This is a genomic window from Streptomyces sp. NPDC102259 (assembly GCF_044766465.1).
Classification (GTDB): Bacteria; Actinomycetota; Actinomycetes; order Streptomycetales; family Streptomycetaceae; genus Streptomyces.
The window spans coordinates 119,873-136,780 of the sequence record NZ_JBIWMA010000009.1 but is presented as its reverse complement, the minus strand read 5'-3'; the positions used below and the strand labels follow the sequence as shown (position 1 = coordinate 136,780).

The 16,908-nt window shown below is 72.6% G+C and carries 9 protein-coding genes; 2 read left to right on the top strand and 7 right to left on the bottom strand.

The genetic code is table 11. The features are described 5' to 3' along the window. The 4 genes from ACIRPU_RS22135 to ACIRPU_RS22120 form a co-directional block, all read right to left on the bottom strand. Entirely contained in the window at positions 1-1,659 is a 1,659-nt protein-coding gene (locus ACIRPU_RS22135; protein ID WP_403869765.1) for a protein kinase, read from the bottom strand. A gap of 72 nt (positions 1,660-1,731) precedes the next feature. Beyond that, entirely contained in the window at positions 1,732-3,420 is a 1,689-nt protein-coding gene (locus ACIRPU_RS22130; RefSeq protein WP_403869762.1) for a protein kinase, read from the bottom strand. A 148-nt stretch (positions 3,421-3,568) separates the two neighbouring features. Further along, positions 3,569-6,322: a protein kinase gene (locus tag ACIRPU_RS22125; RefSeq protein WP_403869758.1), complete on the bottom strand. Its 2,754-nt coding sequence runs from the start codon at positions 6,320-6,322 to the stop codon at positions 3,569-3,571. A 176-nt stretch (positions 6,323-6,498) separates the two neighbouring features. Then, positions 6,499-8,661, bottom strand: a complete 2,163-nt coding sequence (locus ACIRPU_RS22120) for a serine/threonine-protein kinase (RefSeq protein ID WP_403869755.1) — start codon at positions 8,659-8,661, stop codon at positions 6,499-6,501. Between the two features lie 252 nt (positions 8,662-8,913). Here ACIRPU_RS22120 and ACIRPU_RS22115 point away from each other — a divergent pair, with 252 nt between their 5' ends. Further along, positions 8,914-9,957, top strand: coding sequence for a serine hydrolase domain-containing protein (locus ACIRPU_RS22115; RefSeq protein ID WP_403869752.1), 1,044 nt, complete (start codon positions 8,914-8,916; stop codon positions 9,955-9,957). 158 nt (positions 9,958-10,115) lie between these two features. Here ACIRPU_RS22115 and ACIRPU_RS22110 read toward each other — a convergent pair whose 3' ends face one another. Next, a complete protein-coding gene (locus ACIRPU_RS22110; RefSeq protein ID WP_403869749.1) occupies positions 10,116-11,822 on the bottom strand; it encodes a glycerol-3-phosphate dehydrogenase/oxidase in 1,707 nt (568 codons plus the stop codon). A 356-nt stretch (positions 11,823-12,178) separates the two neighbouring features. Here ACIRPU_RS22110 and ACIRPU_RS22105 point away from each other — a divergent pair, with 356 nt between their 5' ends. Further along, positions 12,179-13,387 (top strand): nucleotide sugar dehydrogenase, encoded by a 1,209-nt coding sequence (locus ACIRPU_RS22105; RefSeq protein ID WP_403869746.1) that lies wholly within the window; start codon positions 12,179-12,181, stop codon positions 13,385-13,387. 673 nt (positions 13,388-14,060) lie between these two features. On the opposite strand, the gene ACIRPU_RS22100 is transcribed toward ACIRPU_RS22105, so the two are convergent. Beyond that, positions 14,061-15,185 (bottom strand): GuaB3 family IMP dehydrogenase-related protein, encoded by a 1,125-nt coding sequence (locus tag ACIRPU_RS22100; RefSeq protein ID WP_384117440.1) that lies wholly within the window; start codon positions 15,183-15,185, stop codon positions 14,061-14,063. Between the two features lie 127 nt (positions 15,186-15,312). Then, positions 15,313-16,818, bottom strand: a complete 1,506-nt coding sequence (gene guaB, locus ACIRPU_RS22095) for an IMP dehydrogenase (protein WP_403869743.1) — start codon at positions 16,816-16,818, stop codon at positions 15,313-15,315. Positions 16,819-16,908: the final 90 nt, after the last annotated feature.

Below are 16,908 nucleotides of genomic sequence, written 5' to 3'. Positions count from 1 at the left end.
TTAGGTCGATACGGCGAAGGTGTCGACCGCGACGTCGAAGTACTCCCGCGCCTCCCGCACCTTGCCGACCGGCGCCGACACCCACACGTCGTACAGCAGCCCGCCCTCCTCCCAGCACAGGTCGTACGTGTGCCGGGGCCCCTCCGCCGCGCTGAAGCCGTTCCAGGTGAACTCCCAGAGGGCGGCGGGGCTCCCACCGTGGCGGGTCTCGGTGACCCGGCCGTCGTGGTAACCGGGGTTGGTGTCCGGGCCCTTGGCGGCGGCGGACTCCATCACGGCGAGCGGGCCCTCGGGGGGCGCGGCGGTGACCTTGATGCCGAGCCGGAAGATCTGCCCCGGGGACATGTAGAAGACCCGCTCGCCCTGCGGGACACGCGTGAAGTCCTCCGGCACGGCGAGCGAGAACCCGGCGGGATCCACCGCCACGCGGTAGCCGGAGGGGGCGGTGGGCGTGCCCGGGCGGTCGTCCGAGGCGGCGGAAGCGGGCCCTCCCGTCGAGGGCGCGGCGGGCTGGGCGGGCCGGGAGGACGTGGGGGAACCGGACGGGGAACGGGTGGCCGAGGGGGTCCCGGTGGCCGTGGGGCTCGTCGACCCGCTCGTCGAGAATCCCGGCGCCGAACTCTTGGGTGTGCGCCCGCCGTCACCGTCGCCGTTCAGCAGCAGCGCAGCCGCCGACACGCCCGCCCCCGCCATCGCGGCGACCAGCAGCGCGGCCACGAGCACACCCCGCGTGGAGCGCTCCCGGGCCGGTGGCTCCCACCGCGGCCGGGGCAGGTCCGCCTGGGTCGGCGTGTACCCCGACGACACCGGCCGCGGCGTACGCCCGGTGTCCAGGTAGGCGCGCAGCAGCCGCTCCGCCTCCGCCGCGCCGAGCCGCCGGTCCGGATCGCGCTCCAGCAGCCCCCGCACGACGGGCAGCAGCGGCTCGGCCTGCGCGGGCGTGCGGATCTCGGCGAAGACGACGGCGTGCAGGATGCCGCCCAACGAGTCGCGGCGGAAGGGCGATTCGCCGCTGAGCGCCGTGCACAGCAGCGCTCCCAGCGACCACAGGTCGGACTCGGCGCCGGTCCGCGCCCCGGACATCCGCTCCGGCGCGGTGTACTCGGGCGAGCCGACGAACGACCCGGTCTCGGTGAGCGTGGTGGCGCCCGCTACCTGCGCGATGCCGAAGTCGGTGAGGACGACGCGGTCGCTGTCGCCTTCGAGCAGGACGTTGGCGGGCTTGATGTCCCGGTGCAGGATCCCGGCCGCGTGCGCGGCGCGCAGGGCGCCGAGCAGGGCGATGCCGATCCGCGCCACCTCGGCCGGCTCGATCGGACCCCGCGCGGCGATCCGGTCGGCGAGCGAGCCGCCGTCGATCAGCTCCATGACGATGTACGGGCGTTCGCCTTCCTCGACGACGTCATGGACGACGATGATGTGCGGGTGGCTCAGCTGGGCCACCGCGCGGGCCTCGCGCAGGGTCCGGTCGCGGCGGCCGCGCGCCTCCTCGTCGGAGAGCGTGTCGTCCTGGGTCAGCTCCTTGACGGCGACACGCCGCCCCAGCAACTGGTCGGTGGCACCCCACACGACCCCCATGCCCCCGCGCCCGAGCCTCGCGTCCAGCCGGTAACGGCCCGCGATGACCCGTACGCCGTCCCCGTCCCCCTCGGTCCCCATGGGCCCATCATGCCCCAACGGACGCCACGCCTCCGGGGCGCCGTCCGGCCAACTACCGGGACGGGCGCAACCCTACGAAGTCGGCTCCCGCCAGCTCTGCAGTACGGACTTGAACTGCTTGGCCGTCTCGGTCCAGTCCTCGGCGGGCGAGGACATGTAGATCGCGTACTCGGAGCCGTCGCGGGCCACGTAGGTCTCCTCGATCGCACGGCGCGGCCCGGGAAACTCCGTGTCCTTCGCCTGCGCGGTCCAGGTGTACTCCCATTCGGAGCCGTCCCGGTCCCGGTAGACGTTCTTCTCCAGGGTGACCCGGTTGTAGGCGACCAGCCGCTTGAGCTGCTGTTCGAGGTCGACCTGGTGCGCGTGCGGGTCACTGAAGTCGGGGGACTCGTCGAGGGCGATGCGGATGAAGTGCTCGCCGCCGTCAGGCGTGTAGTCGATCTGCTTGAGGTCGCCGGCGTCCTGGTACACGACACGCTCCCAGCCCTTGGGGAGCGAGAGCCCGAAGCCGAGCGGGTCGTCGATCTCCTTCCAGGAGTCGGCGCCCTCCTCGGCGGGGGTGCTCGTCCCGGCCGGAGTGCTCGGGCTCGGCGAGGTGGACGCCGACGCGGACCCGTCGGTGCCCTGCCGCCCCTCGTCCCACTTCTGCCACGCCACCGCCGTACCCCCGCCGACCAGCGCGGCGACGACGACCACGAGCGCCAGCACCCGACGACGGCGCCGAGGCGGCTGGGACGACCGCGTGTCGGGGGCCGGGCCGACGTGCGTCGGCCCCACGGCGGTCGCGGGGTGACCGGGTACGGGCGTCGACGCCTCCGGCGGCAACGGAACGTACGCGGTGCGGGCCGTCGGGTGGGTCGGCGGGTGCGCGGCGGAACGGTGGTCCCCCGAGGGCCGGTCGGGCCCTCCGTACTGCGTCGGCACGTACGCCTGCGCCCCGCTGGGGCGTCGGCCCTCGGCCGCCTCGGCGAGGAGTCGTTCGGCCTCGGCGGTGTCGGGACGGGTGGCCGGGTCCTTGCGCAGCAGGGCGGTGATGACCGGGCCGAGCGGGCCGGCGTACGCGGGGTCGGCGGCCTCCTCCTCGACGACGGCCTGAAGAGTGGTCAGCGGCGAGGTGCGCCGGAACGGCGACCGCCCCTCGACGGCCGTGTACAGCGTCGCGCCCAGCGCCCACAAATCGGAGGACGGGCCGGGGTCCTGACCGCGCACCCGCTCGGGGGCCAGGTAGTCGACCGAGCCGACGACCTCCCCGGTCCGCGTGATGGTGCTGTCGCCCTCGATCTGGGCGATGCCGAAGTCGGTGAGGAGGACCCGGCCGTCGTCCGAGAGCAGCACGTTGCCGGGCTTGACGTCGCGGTGCAGGACACCGGCGGAGTGCGCGGCGCGCAGGGCGCGCAGCACCCACAGACCGATCCGGGCCGCCTCGGTGGGCTCGACCCGCCCGTCCTCCTTCACGGCGTCGGCCAGCGAGCGGCCCTCGACCAGCTCCATCACGATCCACGGGCGGCCGTCGTGCTCGAGCACGTCGTGCACGGTGACCACGGCGGAGTGGTTGATCCGCGCGGCCGCGCGGGCCTCCGCCCTGGTCCGCGCCAACAGGACGGCCCGGTCGCTCTCCGCCACGTAGAGCGCGGCCGTCAACTCCTTGATGGCGACGGCCCGGTGGAGCAGCTCGTCGTGCGCACGCCACACCCGGCCCATTCCGCCGCTCCCGATGGCGTCGGCGAGCCGGTAGCGACCCGCCAGGAGCAGGCCCTGCATCTGATTCACGTTGCCCCGCAATGCTCTTGACAACGCCAGCCTAAGGACCGGGCAGCTTCCGGGGAACCGGCAGGGTGCCAAGGTGACAGCACTGTGACGGTTGTCGCTTCCCCCGCCAGGAGGGAACCGACCGCGTCCGGGCCGGCGCTCAGCCGGTGTACTGGTAGGTGGCCGACGCCTGCTCGAACAGCCGGCTGACCTCGTCCCGCTCGGCCTCCGGACCCCTGACCTGCACGATGTGGTAGCGCCCCGAGATGAGGATCGCGACGTTGCGGACGTACAGCGACCGCCCGTCGCCGTCGGTCCAGGTGAACTGCCCCTCGGCCATGGTCCGCGCGCCCACCGTCGTCGTGCGCAGTCCGGAGGCCGTCGCCCAGCTGGAGTCACGGTACGGCTGGAGCTCGCTCTCCTTCTCCCGCTGGTAGACCATCGGGTCGCTGCCGCTCGACGACGCGCTGTCGCGGCCGGGTACGACGATGAGCTCGAAGTCGCCGTGCGAATACACGACCTGGCCGCGCCCGTTCTTCGGGGTGCGGTCCCAACCGTTGGCCACGGCGACCCGGAAGCCGGCGTCGTCCGCCCGGACGGTGAACCCGGCGGCGGCCTGCGTCCCGGACCCGCCGGTCTGCGTCTGAGTGGCCTCCGCTCCTGAGGACGCCGAGGACGGGGAGGCGCCGGCGCCCGGCGAGGTCTGGTCGGGCCGGGGTTCGCTGCTCGCCTCGGGCGCCTGGCCGCCCGGCGCGCCGGTGGCCCCGGTCCGCTGCGAGCCGTCCGAACCGGCGTCTTCCTCGCCTGCCTTGGGCATGAACAGCAGGGCGTACGCGATCGCTCCGGCCAGCACGAGCAGGATCAGGACCAGCAGGGTGCGGCCCAGGCTGCGGGGCGAACCCTTCGTCTCCTGCCGGCCCCGTTTGTGCCGCCCGTGGGTGGCGGGCAGACCGGCACGCCGTCTGCGCACCAGTTCGCCCCGGCGGCGGATGATCGGCAGCCGGCGCGGATCGGTCGGCGGCGCGGCGATGACATAGGTGCCCGCCTCCGGCTCCGGCGCGGACCGCACCAGCGAGCGCAGCCAGCCCCGCAGTTCCTCGAAGTCGAGGCGCTCGGTCGGGTCCTGACGCAGCAGCGACTCGACGACCGGCCTGAGCGGTCCGCACTCCTCGGCGAAGGCAGGCGGCTCGGCGCACACCATCTGCACCAGCTCCGCCGTCGACTCCTCCGGGTAGGGCGCATGCCCCTGTACGGCTCGGAAGAGCAGCGCGCCCAGCGCCCACAGGTCGGTCGCGGGACCGATCGGCGCGGCCAGCTGCCAGTTCTCGTGCACCGGCCCGGCCTGCTCGGGCGCCCACCGTTCGGTGACCGGCCCGACCACGGCCATCCGCGCCTGACGCGCCCGCTCGGCGGCCAGCGCGGTGCCGGGCCCGCGCCGCGCGACGCTCCCGGTCGCCCCGGACATCCCGGTCGCCGGCTCGTCCCAACGGGCCGCGCCCCGCGCCTCACCCTGCCCCTGCCCCTGCCCCTGCCCCTGCCCCTGCGCGGGAACGTGCGCACCGGGGACGGGCGTGAGCGAAGCGTGCGACGCCGGAGGGGCCTCGTACGGTGCGCCACCGGCACCGGCACCGGCACCGAGACCGGGACCGGCGGTATGGACGTGAGCGGACTGCCCTTGGCTGCCGTACCCGGCGGGGCCGGGCACGGGCGCGCCCGAGACGCCGTAGGGGTCGGCGATCTGCCCCGGGGGATGGCCTCGCGGGGTCCCATGGCCGTCGTCGGCCGGGGTTCGGGTGCCGGGCAGGGCCGCACGTCCGTTCTGCTCCGCCTCCTGGGCCTCCTGCACCCGGGCCGCCGCCCGCGCTCCCGCGCGGTACGCGGCGATCGCCCCGGCGCGCGCGGCCCGGATGTCTCCGCCGGTCTCCATCGGCGCCCTGCGGGCCACCGCCCCGGACGTCCCGCCGCCACCGGACGGTTCGCCCGCCTGCACCGGCAACGCACCCGACGCCCGCGCCTCTATGGCAGCCCGCCGAGCGGCCTCGGGATCGACCGCACCGGCACCGAACCCGCCTCCACCGGAACCCCCAACGGAGCCGCCCCCGACGGAACCGCCGAACCCACCGAAGCCGCCTGAGCCGCCGGGCCCGGCGGGGCCGCCGAGAGCGCCCGGGCCGCCCTGCTGAGGCGGGGACGCGGAAGCCCGAGGCCCGCCGACGCTCCCGCCGTGGCCCGCGCCGCCGTTCCCCCGGCCCGCCGCGCCCTGCTCGTCCTCCACCGCGTCCGGCGCCGGCACCGGGTCGTACCCGCACAGCGCCTCTTCCGCCGCGCCGACCGCCAGGCCGGTCAGCATGACCCGCCCGTCGTCGCAGACCAGGACCGTGCGCGCGGTGATGTTCCGGTGCACCCAGCCGTGACCGTGCAGCACCCGCAGCGCCATGAGCACGTCGGAGGCGACCTCGGCCGCCCGGTACGGCGTCAGGGGCTTCTCGGCGAGCAGTGCCGCCAGCGGCCGTGCCGCCACCAGTTCGCTCACTATCCACAGCGAGCCGCCCTCGGCGAACACGTCGAAGACCTGGTCGAGCCGCGGATGGTCGGGAATGCTCGCCGTGGCCTGCGCCGCCTCCAGGGCCCGCCGGACGACGGGGTCGGCGGGCCGCCGCGTCCCCTCACCCACGCCCACGCCCCGGGGTCTCGGTCGCCGCGCCCCACGTTCCCGCGCCGTGAACCCCTCGGGCAGCCCCTCCGCGTCGAGCACCTCGGCCTCGACGACCTCCGGCAACGGCACCTGGCGGACCAGGACTTCCTGTCCGCTGTAGGTGTCGAAGGCGCGGGTCTCGGTGAGTTCGTACTCGTCGGAGGGCGGCAACGGCAGGCGGTAGCGGTCGACCAGTACTCGACCCGCGTAGTCGTCCACGTTGCCTCCCCCGGCCGCCCGGTCGGTCAATTCCGTTCGTGTTGCGTGCCGTTACAGCCGTATCCGGCCGTATAGCTGGATGCGTACCGTCCGCAAGCACTCACGATACGTGCCGGAGGCAACCCGCAAAGAGGGGATGCCAGATCTCACGCCCGAACACGGCTACTCGGCGGCCGCTACTTCTTGGGCGTGAAAGTGTCCGTCAGCGTCGCCCAGGTGGTCTGCCGCAGGTCGGTACCCCATGCGGCGGACTTCGCCGTGTACATCAGCGCGTACCCGAGACTGTCGTTCACGACGAACCCACGGTCGATGGTGCGGTACGCCGTCCCGCCGTCCGTGTAGGTGAACTCCCAGTCGGCCGTGTTCCAGCCCCGGTAGTCCACCTGATCTATTCGGATCTTCTTGTACTGCGTGCGCCTCATGCCCAGCTCTTGGTTCTTCCAGTCGGCGACGGGGTCGTCCTTGGGCGTGGTCGTCCAGGCGACGAGCAGCTTCTGTCCGTCGGGCCCGGTGAAGCGGTCCCCCGCGGAGTCCGAGGACCGGTACTTCCACCCGGCGGGCAGCCCGATCGTGTACCCCTGAACGCCCTTGTGCGTCCTCGCCGCCCCGCCGCTCTCGGACGCGGTGACGCCGGATCCGGCGCCCCCGGCCGCGGAGGTGCCGCCCGAAGCGGAACCGGACGACGCGGCGGACTGCGAGGACGACGCCTCGTTTGTACGGGTCCCGCTGCCGACGTCCTCCTTGGTGTCGGCGCTCGCGCTCCCGCCGGTCACCGCTCCGGAAGCGCCGCCCTTCGCGCCGCCTTCGGTGTCGTCGCCACCGCCGAGGACGAGGGCCAGCACGGTACCGAGCACCGCGAGCGCCACGACCACGGCGATGATCACCAGCGTCCGCTTGGGCACCACATCGGTCAGCGGCGCCCTGGGCACGGCCCGCGGCGGCAGATCCGGCGGCGTCATCACGGGCCATCCGGAACTTCGCCCGGCACCCCCGCCATTGCCCCCGGAAACGGCACCAGAACCAGCACCCGCACCGACGCCTGCACCCGACCCCGACCCCGAACCGGAACCGGATCGAGCCGCCGGCACGGACGGGGACACCTGCGTCGCACCGGACACCGGCCCGGACGCCGATCCCGTCGTGCCCCGGGAGCCCGGGGCCGCGGGCGCCGCGGCGGACGGCGCGGCGGCGGAAGCGGCCGCCCCGGTACCCCGGACCGCACCACCCTTCCGCGCCTCGCTCCGCTGTGCCTCGGGCGCGCCCACGGAACCGGAAGCGCTCGTGCCGTTCGCCGACTTGGCGCGGGCCGCGGCCGCCGAGGTCGCGGCGCCCGCCGCGACGGCGGCCTTGCGCACGGACCGGAACGCGCCGCGCAGCTTCTCGCCCGCCTCCGCGCCCGCCGAACTCCCCCTGCCTCCGGCGGCGTCCGGCAGCGCCGGCAGCGGCACGACCTTCGTCGCGTCCGCCGGCTCGGCGTGCCGCGGTTCGGGCGCGTGCAACACCGCGTTGAACATCGCCCGCGCACCGGCGTCGTCGAGCCGCCGCGCGGGATCCTTGGTGAGCAGGCCGTAGATGACGTCCCTCAGCGGACCCGCGTTCTTCGGCTCCTCCAACTGCTCGGTCATCACCGCGGTGAGCGTGGCGATGGCCGAACCCTTGTCGTACGGGGGCGAGCCCTCGACCGCCGCGTACAGCAGACCGCCGAGCGACCACAGGTCGGCCGCCGGGCCCGGCTTGTGACCACGGGCCCGCTCCGGGGAGATGTACGAGGGCGCGCCGACGAGCATGCCGGTGGAGGTGATCGACGGATCGCCCTCGACCTGTGCGATGCCGAAGTCCGTGAGCACGACCCGGCCGTCCTCGGCGATCAGCACGTTCGACGGCTTCACGTCCCGGTGCAGGATGCCCTCGCGGTGCGCCGAGCGCAGCACGTCGAGGATCGCCAGTCCGACCTCCGCCGCGCGCTTCGGCTCCAGCACGCCGTCCTCACGGATGACCTCGGCGAGCGACTTGCCCTCGACGAGTTCCATCACGATCCACGGCCGGTCGTCCTCCTCGACCACGTCGAAGACGGTCACCGCGCTGTTGTTGCGGATCCGCGCAATGGCCTTGGCCTCGCGCAGTGTCCGTGTGATCAGCCGGCGTTTCTCGTCCTCGTCGATGTTCCCCGGGAACCGCAGCTCCTTGACGGCGACCGTGCGTCCGAGGGTCTCGTCCTCGGCGCGCCACACCGTCCCCATGCCGCCGCGGCCGAGTACATCTCCCAGCCGGTACCGCCCGGCGAGGAGACGTGCGCTCTTGTCCTGACGGGATGCTCCCGCCCGCTCCGCCTCCGACATGCGTCCCCTCATGCAACCCGCCCTGACAGAGCCTCCATTGTCCCTCACCCGACAAGTGCCCGACGCCCAGGGTGCCCCTCATCCCCTCCCGGCCGCACTCAAGAGCGGTGCATTCCGGCCAGAAGGTGCAGCACGCTCCGGCCACGGAGCCCCACGAGCCCCTTTCGTGAGACGGGGACCGGATGAAGTCGGGCACGACCGGCCCTGGATGATGAGCCTGCCGGGGGAGGAGCGAAGAAGGGAGGAGCCGTGATGCGACCGCTGCGCGGTTTGGTGGCCCTATCCGTCGCCCTCGCGCTCCTCGGCCTGTTCGCGACCGGCTCGCAGGCATCCCCCGTGCCGCCCACGGACTCCCTCCTCCCGCTGTTCCTCACCCGGGGCAAGGCGCCCGCCGCCGCCCTGCTGGCCCGTGAGGAGAGCGGCATCCGCTTCGCGGAGGCGGGCCCGGGCGTCTCCCGGCCCGACCACTTCCGGGCCGGGAGCATCACCAAGACCTTCCTCGCGACCGTCGTGCTCCAACTGGCCGCCGAGCACCGGTTGTCGCTGTCCGACACGGTGGAGTCGCACCTACCGGGCCTGGTGCGCGGGGCGGGCAACGACGGGCGCGCGCTGACCCTGCGTTCCCTGCTCACCCACACCAGTGGCCTGTACGACTTCACCCGGGACACCGAGGGCACCGTGCCCGTCCTCCCGCTGCAGGCCGTCCGTATCGCCGTCACCCACCCTCCGGCCGACCGAGGCCGCTTCGCCTACTCCAACACCAACTACGTCCTGCTCGGCCTGGTGGTCGAGCAGGTCACCGGCCGCTCGTACGCCATGGAGGCCGAGCGGCGGATCATCTCTCCCCTGCGTCTGACGGGCACCTCCTTCCCCGGCTCCCACACCTCTCTGCCCTCCCCGCACGGCCGCGCCTACGACCCGGACGGGACCGACGTCACCGAACTCGACCCGCGGGTGGCCGGGGCCGCGGGCGAGCTGGTGACCACGCTCGCCGACCTGGACCGCTTCTACGCGGCCCTGCTCGGCGGCGCACTGCTGCCCCCGCGCGTCCTGCGCGAGATGCTCGACACCCGTACCGCACACGGCTCGTACGGCATGGGCCTGTTCCCCGCGAAGCTCCCGTGCGGCGTCACGGTGTGGGGACACAACGGCCGGATCTCCGGCAGCTACGTGCGCACCGCGGCCACCGTCGACGGTCGGCGTGTCCTCACGTTTCGGGTGAACACGACGGCGATCGCAGACCCCGCCCTCGAACCGGCCCTGCTCGCCGCCGAGTTCTGCCCTCGCACTCCGTAGAACGAGCCGGTTCCGAACGGATATCCCGGATCACCACACCCGTTCGAGTGAAACGGTCACGCGAAAGCCGAACCCGGCCGCACAGGACGGGACCAGACGGGACGGGACCGGACCGGACCGGGCATGGCAGAAAGGGCGGATAGGGGGAAAGGGGGAAATCAGAGCGACCCGATGTCCGGCGCTCCCAGGCGTGCCGCGTCCGCCGTCAGGTCGTCGGGCTGGCGCTGGGACTCCCGCTCGGCCTCCACCCGCTTCTCGTAGTGCTGGACCTCGCGCTCGATGTGGTCCTTGTCCCAGCCGAGGACCGGCGCCATCAGCTCGGCGGCCTCGCGGGCACTGCGCGTGCCGCGGTCGAAGGTCTCGATGGAGATGCGGGTGCGGCGCGTCAGGACGTCGTCCAGGTGCCGTGCTCCCTCGTGCGAGGCGGCGTAGACGATCTCGGCCCGCAGGTAGTCGTCGGCGGCCTGGAGCGGCTCGCCCAGCGTCGGGTCGGCGGCGATGAGGTCCAGCAGCTCCTCCGCCATCGCCCCGAAGCGGTTCAGCAGGTGCTCCACCCGCACCACGTGCAGGCCCGTCCGCGCGGCGATCCGCGCCCGCGCGTTCCACAGCGCCCGGTAGCCCTCCGCGCCTATCAGCGGCACGTCCTCCGTGACGCAGTCGGCGACCCGCTGGTCGAGCCCGCGCACCGCCTCGTCGACCGCGTCCTTCGCCATCACCCGGTACGTCGTGTACTTGCCGCCCGCCACGACCACCAGTCCCGGCACCGGATGCGCGACGGTGTGCTCCCGCGACAGCTTGCTGGTGGCGTCGGACTCGCCGGCCAGCAGCGGCCGCAGCCCGGCGTACACGCCCTCGACGTCGTCGCGGGTCAGCGGCACCCGTAGGACCGAGTTCACATGCTCCAGCAGGTAGTCGATGTCCGCGCTGGAGGCGGCCGGGTGGGTCTTGTCGAGGTCCCAGTCGGTGTCGGTGGTGCCGATGATCCAGTGCCGACCCCACGGGATGACGAACAGCACGGACTTCTCGGTGCGCAGGATCAGGCCGGTGGAGGAGCTGATCCGGTCCCTCGGCACGACGAGGTGGATGCCCTTGGACGCGCGGACGTGGAACTGCCCGCGCTCCCCCACCATCGCCTGGGTGTCGTCGGTCCACACACCTGTGGCGTTGACGACCTGACGGGCGCGGATCTCGTACTCTCCGCCCCCCTCGAGGTCCTGCACCCGCGCGCCCACGACGCGTTCGCCCTCGCGCAGGAAGCCCGTCACCCGCGCGCGGTTGGCCGCGTTCGCCCCGTAGGCCACGGCCGTGCGCACCAGGGTGGCGACGAAACGGGCGTCGTCCATCTGGGCGTCGTAGTACTGCAACGCGCCGACCAGCGCGTCCTTCCTCAAGGCGGGGGCGACCCGCAGGGCGTGGCCGCGGGTCAGATGGCGGTGCGTGGGCAGGCCCCGGCCGTGCCCGCGGGCCATGGACATCGCGTCGTAGAGCGCGACGCCCGAACCGGCGTACAGCCGTTCCCAGCCCTTGTGCTGGAGCGGGTACAGGAAGGGCACGGGCTTCACGAGATGCGGAGCCAGTCGCTCCAACAGCAGCCCGCGCTCCTTCAGCGCTTCCCGTACGAGTGCGAAGTCGAGCATCTCCAGATAGCGCAAGCCACCGTGGATCAGCTTGCTGGACCGGCTCGAGGTGCCCGACGCCCAGTCGCGCGCCTCGACCAGTCCGGTGGAAAGTCCGCGCGTCACGGCGTCCAGGGCGGTGCCCGCGCCGACCACCCCGGCTCCCACCACCAGCACGTCCAGCTCTCGCTCGGCCATGGCTGCCAGTGACTCGGCTCGCTGCGCCGGCCCCAGTGTCGCTGTCCTCACCGCTGCCTCCCACTGTCGCTCGCGCCGGCCGCACCCTCAGGGCGAGATCCGGTTCGTATCCCTCATGCCCAAATTCTGACCGCGTTGCCCGGCTTCAGCCACCACTCGCCCCCAGCCTGTGGACAACTCTCACGGAACCTGAACCGGCCTTCCGGAAAACGCACCGGCAGGCTCAGCCCGTCCGCGGCCGGTCGGCACACCGCCCGAGCCGGCCGATCGACACAACCGGCCAACACAGTCGATCAATCCCGCATAACGGTCATATTTACTCCTAGTCTGACATTGCGCTCGTCCACTCTGTCCACCGGGCTTGCGCACCTGTCCCACCTCGGTTACTGGGAAGGACGGCATACGTCATGCCCGCAGATCTCGCCGTCATCGGACTCGGCCCGTTCGGCCTGCCCCTGGCCCAGGCCGCCGTGGCCGCCGGAATCCCCACCATCGGCTACCGCACCGGCCCCGAGGCCGGCTCCCTCAGCCCCGCCGAACTGCGCCGGATGCTCTCGGGGGGCTTCCGGCCCGCCACCAACCCCGCCGAGCTGGGCCGGGTACGCACCGCCGTCATCTGCGCCCCCACCCCGCGCGACGCGGACGGCGGGCTCGACCTGAGCCAGCTGGAGACGGCCGCCCGAACCCTCGCCGGACACCTGCGCCCGCACACCACCGTGATCCTCGAGTCGCCGGTGTACCCCGGGGCCACGGAGGAATTCCTGCGGCCACTGCTCGAGGAGACCTCCGGCCTTCGCGCGGGACGCGACTTCCACCTCGCCTACTCCCCCAGCCGGGTCGACCCCGGCAGCCGCGCCTTCAACCCGGCCAACACCCCGAAGGTCATCGGCGGCCTCACCCCCGCCTGCACCGAGTCCGCCGCCGCCTTCTACGCCCGTCTCACGGACAAGGTGGTACGCGCGCGTGGCCTGCGGGAAGCCGAGACCGTGCAGCTCCTGGAGACCAACTTCCGGCACGTCAACATCGCCCTCGTCAACGAGATGGCCGTCCTCTGCCACGACCTGGGCGTCGACCTGTGGGACGTGGTCCGCTGCGCCGAGACCAAGCCCTTCGGCTTCGAGGCCTTCCGCCCCGGCCCCGGGGTCGGCGGCCACTCCGTCGCCCTGGACCGCACCGGCCACCCGGGCAGCCCGCTGCGCCTGGTCGAGCTGGCCCAGCAGGTCAACAACCGCATGCCCCGCTACGTCGTCCAGCGCGCCGCCGCCCTCCTCAACGAGCACGGCAAGTCGGCACGGGGCGCGCGCGTACTGCTGCTCGGCGTCACCTACAAGGCCGACCTCGCCGACCAGCAGAACACCCCCGCGCGCGAGATCGCGGTCCGCCTGATGGAGCTCGGCGCCGCCGTCAGCTACAACGACCCGCACGTCCCGTCCTGGAGCGTCCTGGACCGCCCGGTGCCGCGCGCCGACTCCCTCTACGAGGCCGCCGCCGACGCTGACCTGACGATCCTCCTCCAGCAGCACCGGACGTACGACCTCCAGGGCCTGTCGGTGAAGGCACAGCTGCTGCTGGACACGCGCGGGGCCACCCCTACGGGGGCGGCGCACCGGTTGTGAAGCGGGGCGCACACGGCCGCCCCGGGCTCCGGGGGCTGGTGGCGTACGGCACGGCCCGCCGGTAACGTACGAAACAGGTGGAGCCCACCGCAGGGGCTACTGCGGCAGGCTCCAGGATGGATCACGGAGTGTCCGCCCCTAGTTGTTGTGGGGGCGGACACTCACCAACCGAAAAGGTGGAGCCCACCGCAGCGGTCACTGCGGCAGGCTCCAGGATGGATCACGGAGTGTCCGCCCCTAGTTGGTTTGGGGGCGGCCGCTCACCATCCGAAAAGACGCAAGATCCACCTCCTCCGGCACTGCACCGTCCGAAGACGGAGTCGGTCCCAGCGGGTGGGCTTGCGGTGACGTCCCATGGGCGCCCCCTTCCACGACGCCGCCCATGACCCGGTGGACGACACGCTCAGGAATTCGGGCCGGGCCCCGAGGGCCGGGGTCCGGAACGATGTCCTTGGAAGGGGGCACCCCACACAACTGGGGCGCCGACCCGGACGCTGCCGTCTCCGACCCCCCTGACCAGCCCACTTCCGCCTCGAACGCAACCGCGCGCCCCGTCCCGCGCCACCCGCCCCGGCCCACGCGGGCAGCGGGACGAGACATGCGAAAGGGGCCGGCCACCTCACCCGAGTGAGATGACCGGCCCCTGCCGACGTCCTGTCCTACGGAAAAGCGCCTACCGCCGGTGCACCGAGTCCGCGACCGTCACCTCGACGCGCTGGAACTCCTTCAGCTCGCTGTAGCCGGTGGTGGCCATGGCCCGGCGCAGGGCGCCGAAGAGGTTCATCGAGCCGTCGGGCTTGTGCGAGGGGCCCGTGAGGACCTCCTCGATGGTGCCGACCGTGCCGAGGTCGACCTTCTGCCCGCGCGGCAGCTCCTCGTTGACGGCTTCCATGCCCCAGTGGTGGCCACGACCCGGCGCGTCGGTCGCGCGCGCGAGCGGCGAGCCCATCATCACCGAGTCCGCGCCACAGGCGATCGCCTTGGCCAGGTCGCCGGACCAGCCGACGCCGCCGTCGGCGATCACGTGCACGTACCGGCCGCCGGACTCGTCCATGTAGTCACGGCGGGCCGCCGCCACGTCGGCGACCGCCGTCGCCATCGGGACCTGGATGCCCAGCACGTTGCGCGTGGTGTGCGCCGCGCCGCCGCCGAAACCGACCAGGACGCCCGCCGCGCCCGTGCGCATCAGGTGCAGAGCCGCCGTGTAGGTGGCGCAGCCGCCGACGATCACCGGGACGTCGAGCTCGTAGATGAACTGCTTCAGGTTCAGCGGCTCGTGCGAGCCGGAGACGTGCTCCGCCGAAACGGTCGTGCCGCGGATGACGAAGATGTCCACGCCCGCGTCCACGACGGCCTTGGAGAACTGGGCCGTGCGCTGCGGGGAGAGCGCGGCCGCGGTGACCACGCCCGAGTCGCGCACCTCCTTGATGCGCTGCCCGATCAGCTCCTCCTTGATGGGGGCCGCGTAGATCTCCTGGAGGCGGCGGGTCGCGGTGTCCGCGTCCAGCTCGACGATCTCGTCGAGCAGCGGCTGCGGGTCCTCGTGCCGGGTCCACAGGCCCTCGAGGTTGAGGACGCCGAGGCCGCCCAGCTCGCCGATGCGGATGGCGGTGGCCGGGGAGACGACCGAGTCCATGGGGGCGGCCAGGAAGGGCAGCTCGAACCGGTAGGCGTCGATCTGCCAGGCGATCGAGACCTCCTTCGGGTCCCGCGTACGGCGGCTGGGGACGACGGCGATGTCGTCGAAGGCATACGCCCGGCGGCCGCGCTTGCCGCGCCCGATCTCGATCTCAGTCACGTGTGTGGCCTTTCCCTGATGCGTTGCAGCGTCTACCAGTATCGCCGACGGGTACGACAAGGGCGGCCCCGGAGTCCCCGGGGCCGCCCTTGGTGCGCCTGACGAGCGCTTCACGCGCGCGTGAAGCTCACTTGCGGCTGTAGTTGGGCGCCTCGACCGTCATCTGGATGTCGTGCGGGTGGCTCTCCTTCAGGCCCGCGGACGTGATCCGGACGAAGCGGCCGTTGTCCTGGAGCTCCGGCACGGTCCGGCCGCCGACGTAGAACATCGACTGGCGCAGACCGCCGACCAGCTGGTGGACGACGGAGGACAGCGGGCCGCGGTAGGGCACCTGACCCTCGATGCCCTCGGGGATCAGCTGCTCGTCGGAGGCGACGCCCTCCTGGAAGTAGCGGTCCTTGGAGAACGACTTGCGCTCGCCGCGGGTCTGCATGGCGCCCAGGGAACCCATGCCGCGGTACGACTTGAACTGCTTGCCGTTGATGAACAGCAGCTCGCCCGGCGACTCCTCGCAGCCCGCGAGCAGCGAACCCAGCATCACCGTGTCGGCGCCCGCGACCAAGGCCTTGGCGATGTCGCCGGAGTACTGCAGGCCGCCGTCGCCGATGACCGGGACGCCGGCCTCCTTGGCGGCGAGCGCGGCCTCGTAGATGGCGGTGACCTGCGGGACGCCGATGCCGGCGACCACGCGGGTGGTACAGATGGAGCCCGGGCCCACGCCGACCTTGATGGCGTCGGCGCCCGCGTCCACCAGGGCCTGGGCGCCGTCGCGGGTGGCGATGTTGCCGCCGATGACGTCCACGCGCGTGTGGTTCGACTTGATCTTGGCGATCATGTCGCCGACGAGCCGCGAGTGGCCGTGGGCGGTGTCCACGACGATGAAGTCGACACCGCGCTCGATCAGGGCCTGGGCCCGCTCGAAGGAGTCACCGGCGACGCCGACGGCCGCGCCGACCAGCAGACGGCCCTCGGAGTCCTTCGCGGCGTGCGGGTACTTCTCCGCCTTGACGAAGTCCTTGACCGTGATCAGACCCTTGAGGACGCCCTCGTCGTCGACCAGCGGAAGCTTCTCGATCTTGTGCTTGCGCAGCAGCTCCATGGCCTCGACGCCGGAGATGCCGACCTTGCCCGTGACCAGCGGCATCGGCGTCATGACCTCGTGCACGCGGCGCGCGCGGTCGGTCTCGAAGGCCATGTCGCGGTTGGTGACGATACCGAGCAGTCGCTTGTTGCCGTCGGTCACCGGGACGCCGCTGATGCGGAACTTGCCGCACAGCGCGTCGGCCTCGGCGAGCGTGGCCTCCGGGTGGATGGTGATCGGGTCGGTCACCATGCCGGACTCGGAACGCTTCACGAGGTCGACCTGGTTGGCCTGGTCCTCGATGGAGAGGTTGCGGTGCAGCACGCCGACGCCGCCCTGGCGGGCCATCGCGATCGCCATGCGCGACTCGGTGACCTTGTCCATGGCGGCGGACAGGAGCGGGATGTTCACCCGCACGTTCTTGGAGACGTACGAGGCGGTGTCGATCTCGTCGGGAGCCATGTCCGACGAGCCCGGCAGCAGCAGCACGTCGTCGTAGGTCAGCCCGAGGGTCGCGAATTTTCCGGGCACTCCGTCGACGTTGGCAGTCATGACACCTTCCCCAAATGGCCTTGCTCGGTGCGGATGTCCATGCTAACGGGAAGCGCACCTCCCGAATTCCACGGTCGGATGTGACTCTGG

Coding starts and splice junctions, on each gene's coding strand:
- ACIRPU_RS22135 (WP_403869765.1), bottom strand. CDS start 1,659: ATGGGGACCGAGGGGGACGGGGACGGCGTACGGGTCATCGCGGGCCGT.
- ACIRPU_RS22130 (WP_403869762.1), bottom strand. CDS start 3,420: ATGCAGGGCCTGCTCCTGGCGGGTCGCTACCGGCTCGCCGACGCCATC.
- ACIRPU_RS22120 (WP_403869755.1), bottom strand. CDS start 8,661: ATGTCGGAGGCGGAGCGGGCGGGAGCATCCCGTCAGGACAAGAGCGCA.
- ACIRPU_RS22115 (WP_403869752.1), top strand. CDS start 8,914: ATGCGACCGCTGCGCGGTTTGGTGGCCCTATCCGTCGCCCTCGCGCTC.
- ACIRPU_RS22105 (WP_403869746.1), top strand. CDS start 12,179: ATGCCCGCAGATCTCGCCGTCATCGGACTCGGCCCGTTCGGCCTGCCC.
- guaB (WP_403869743.1), bottom strand. CDS start 16,818: ATGACTGCCAACGTCGACGGAGTGCCCGGAAAATTCGCGACCCTCGGG.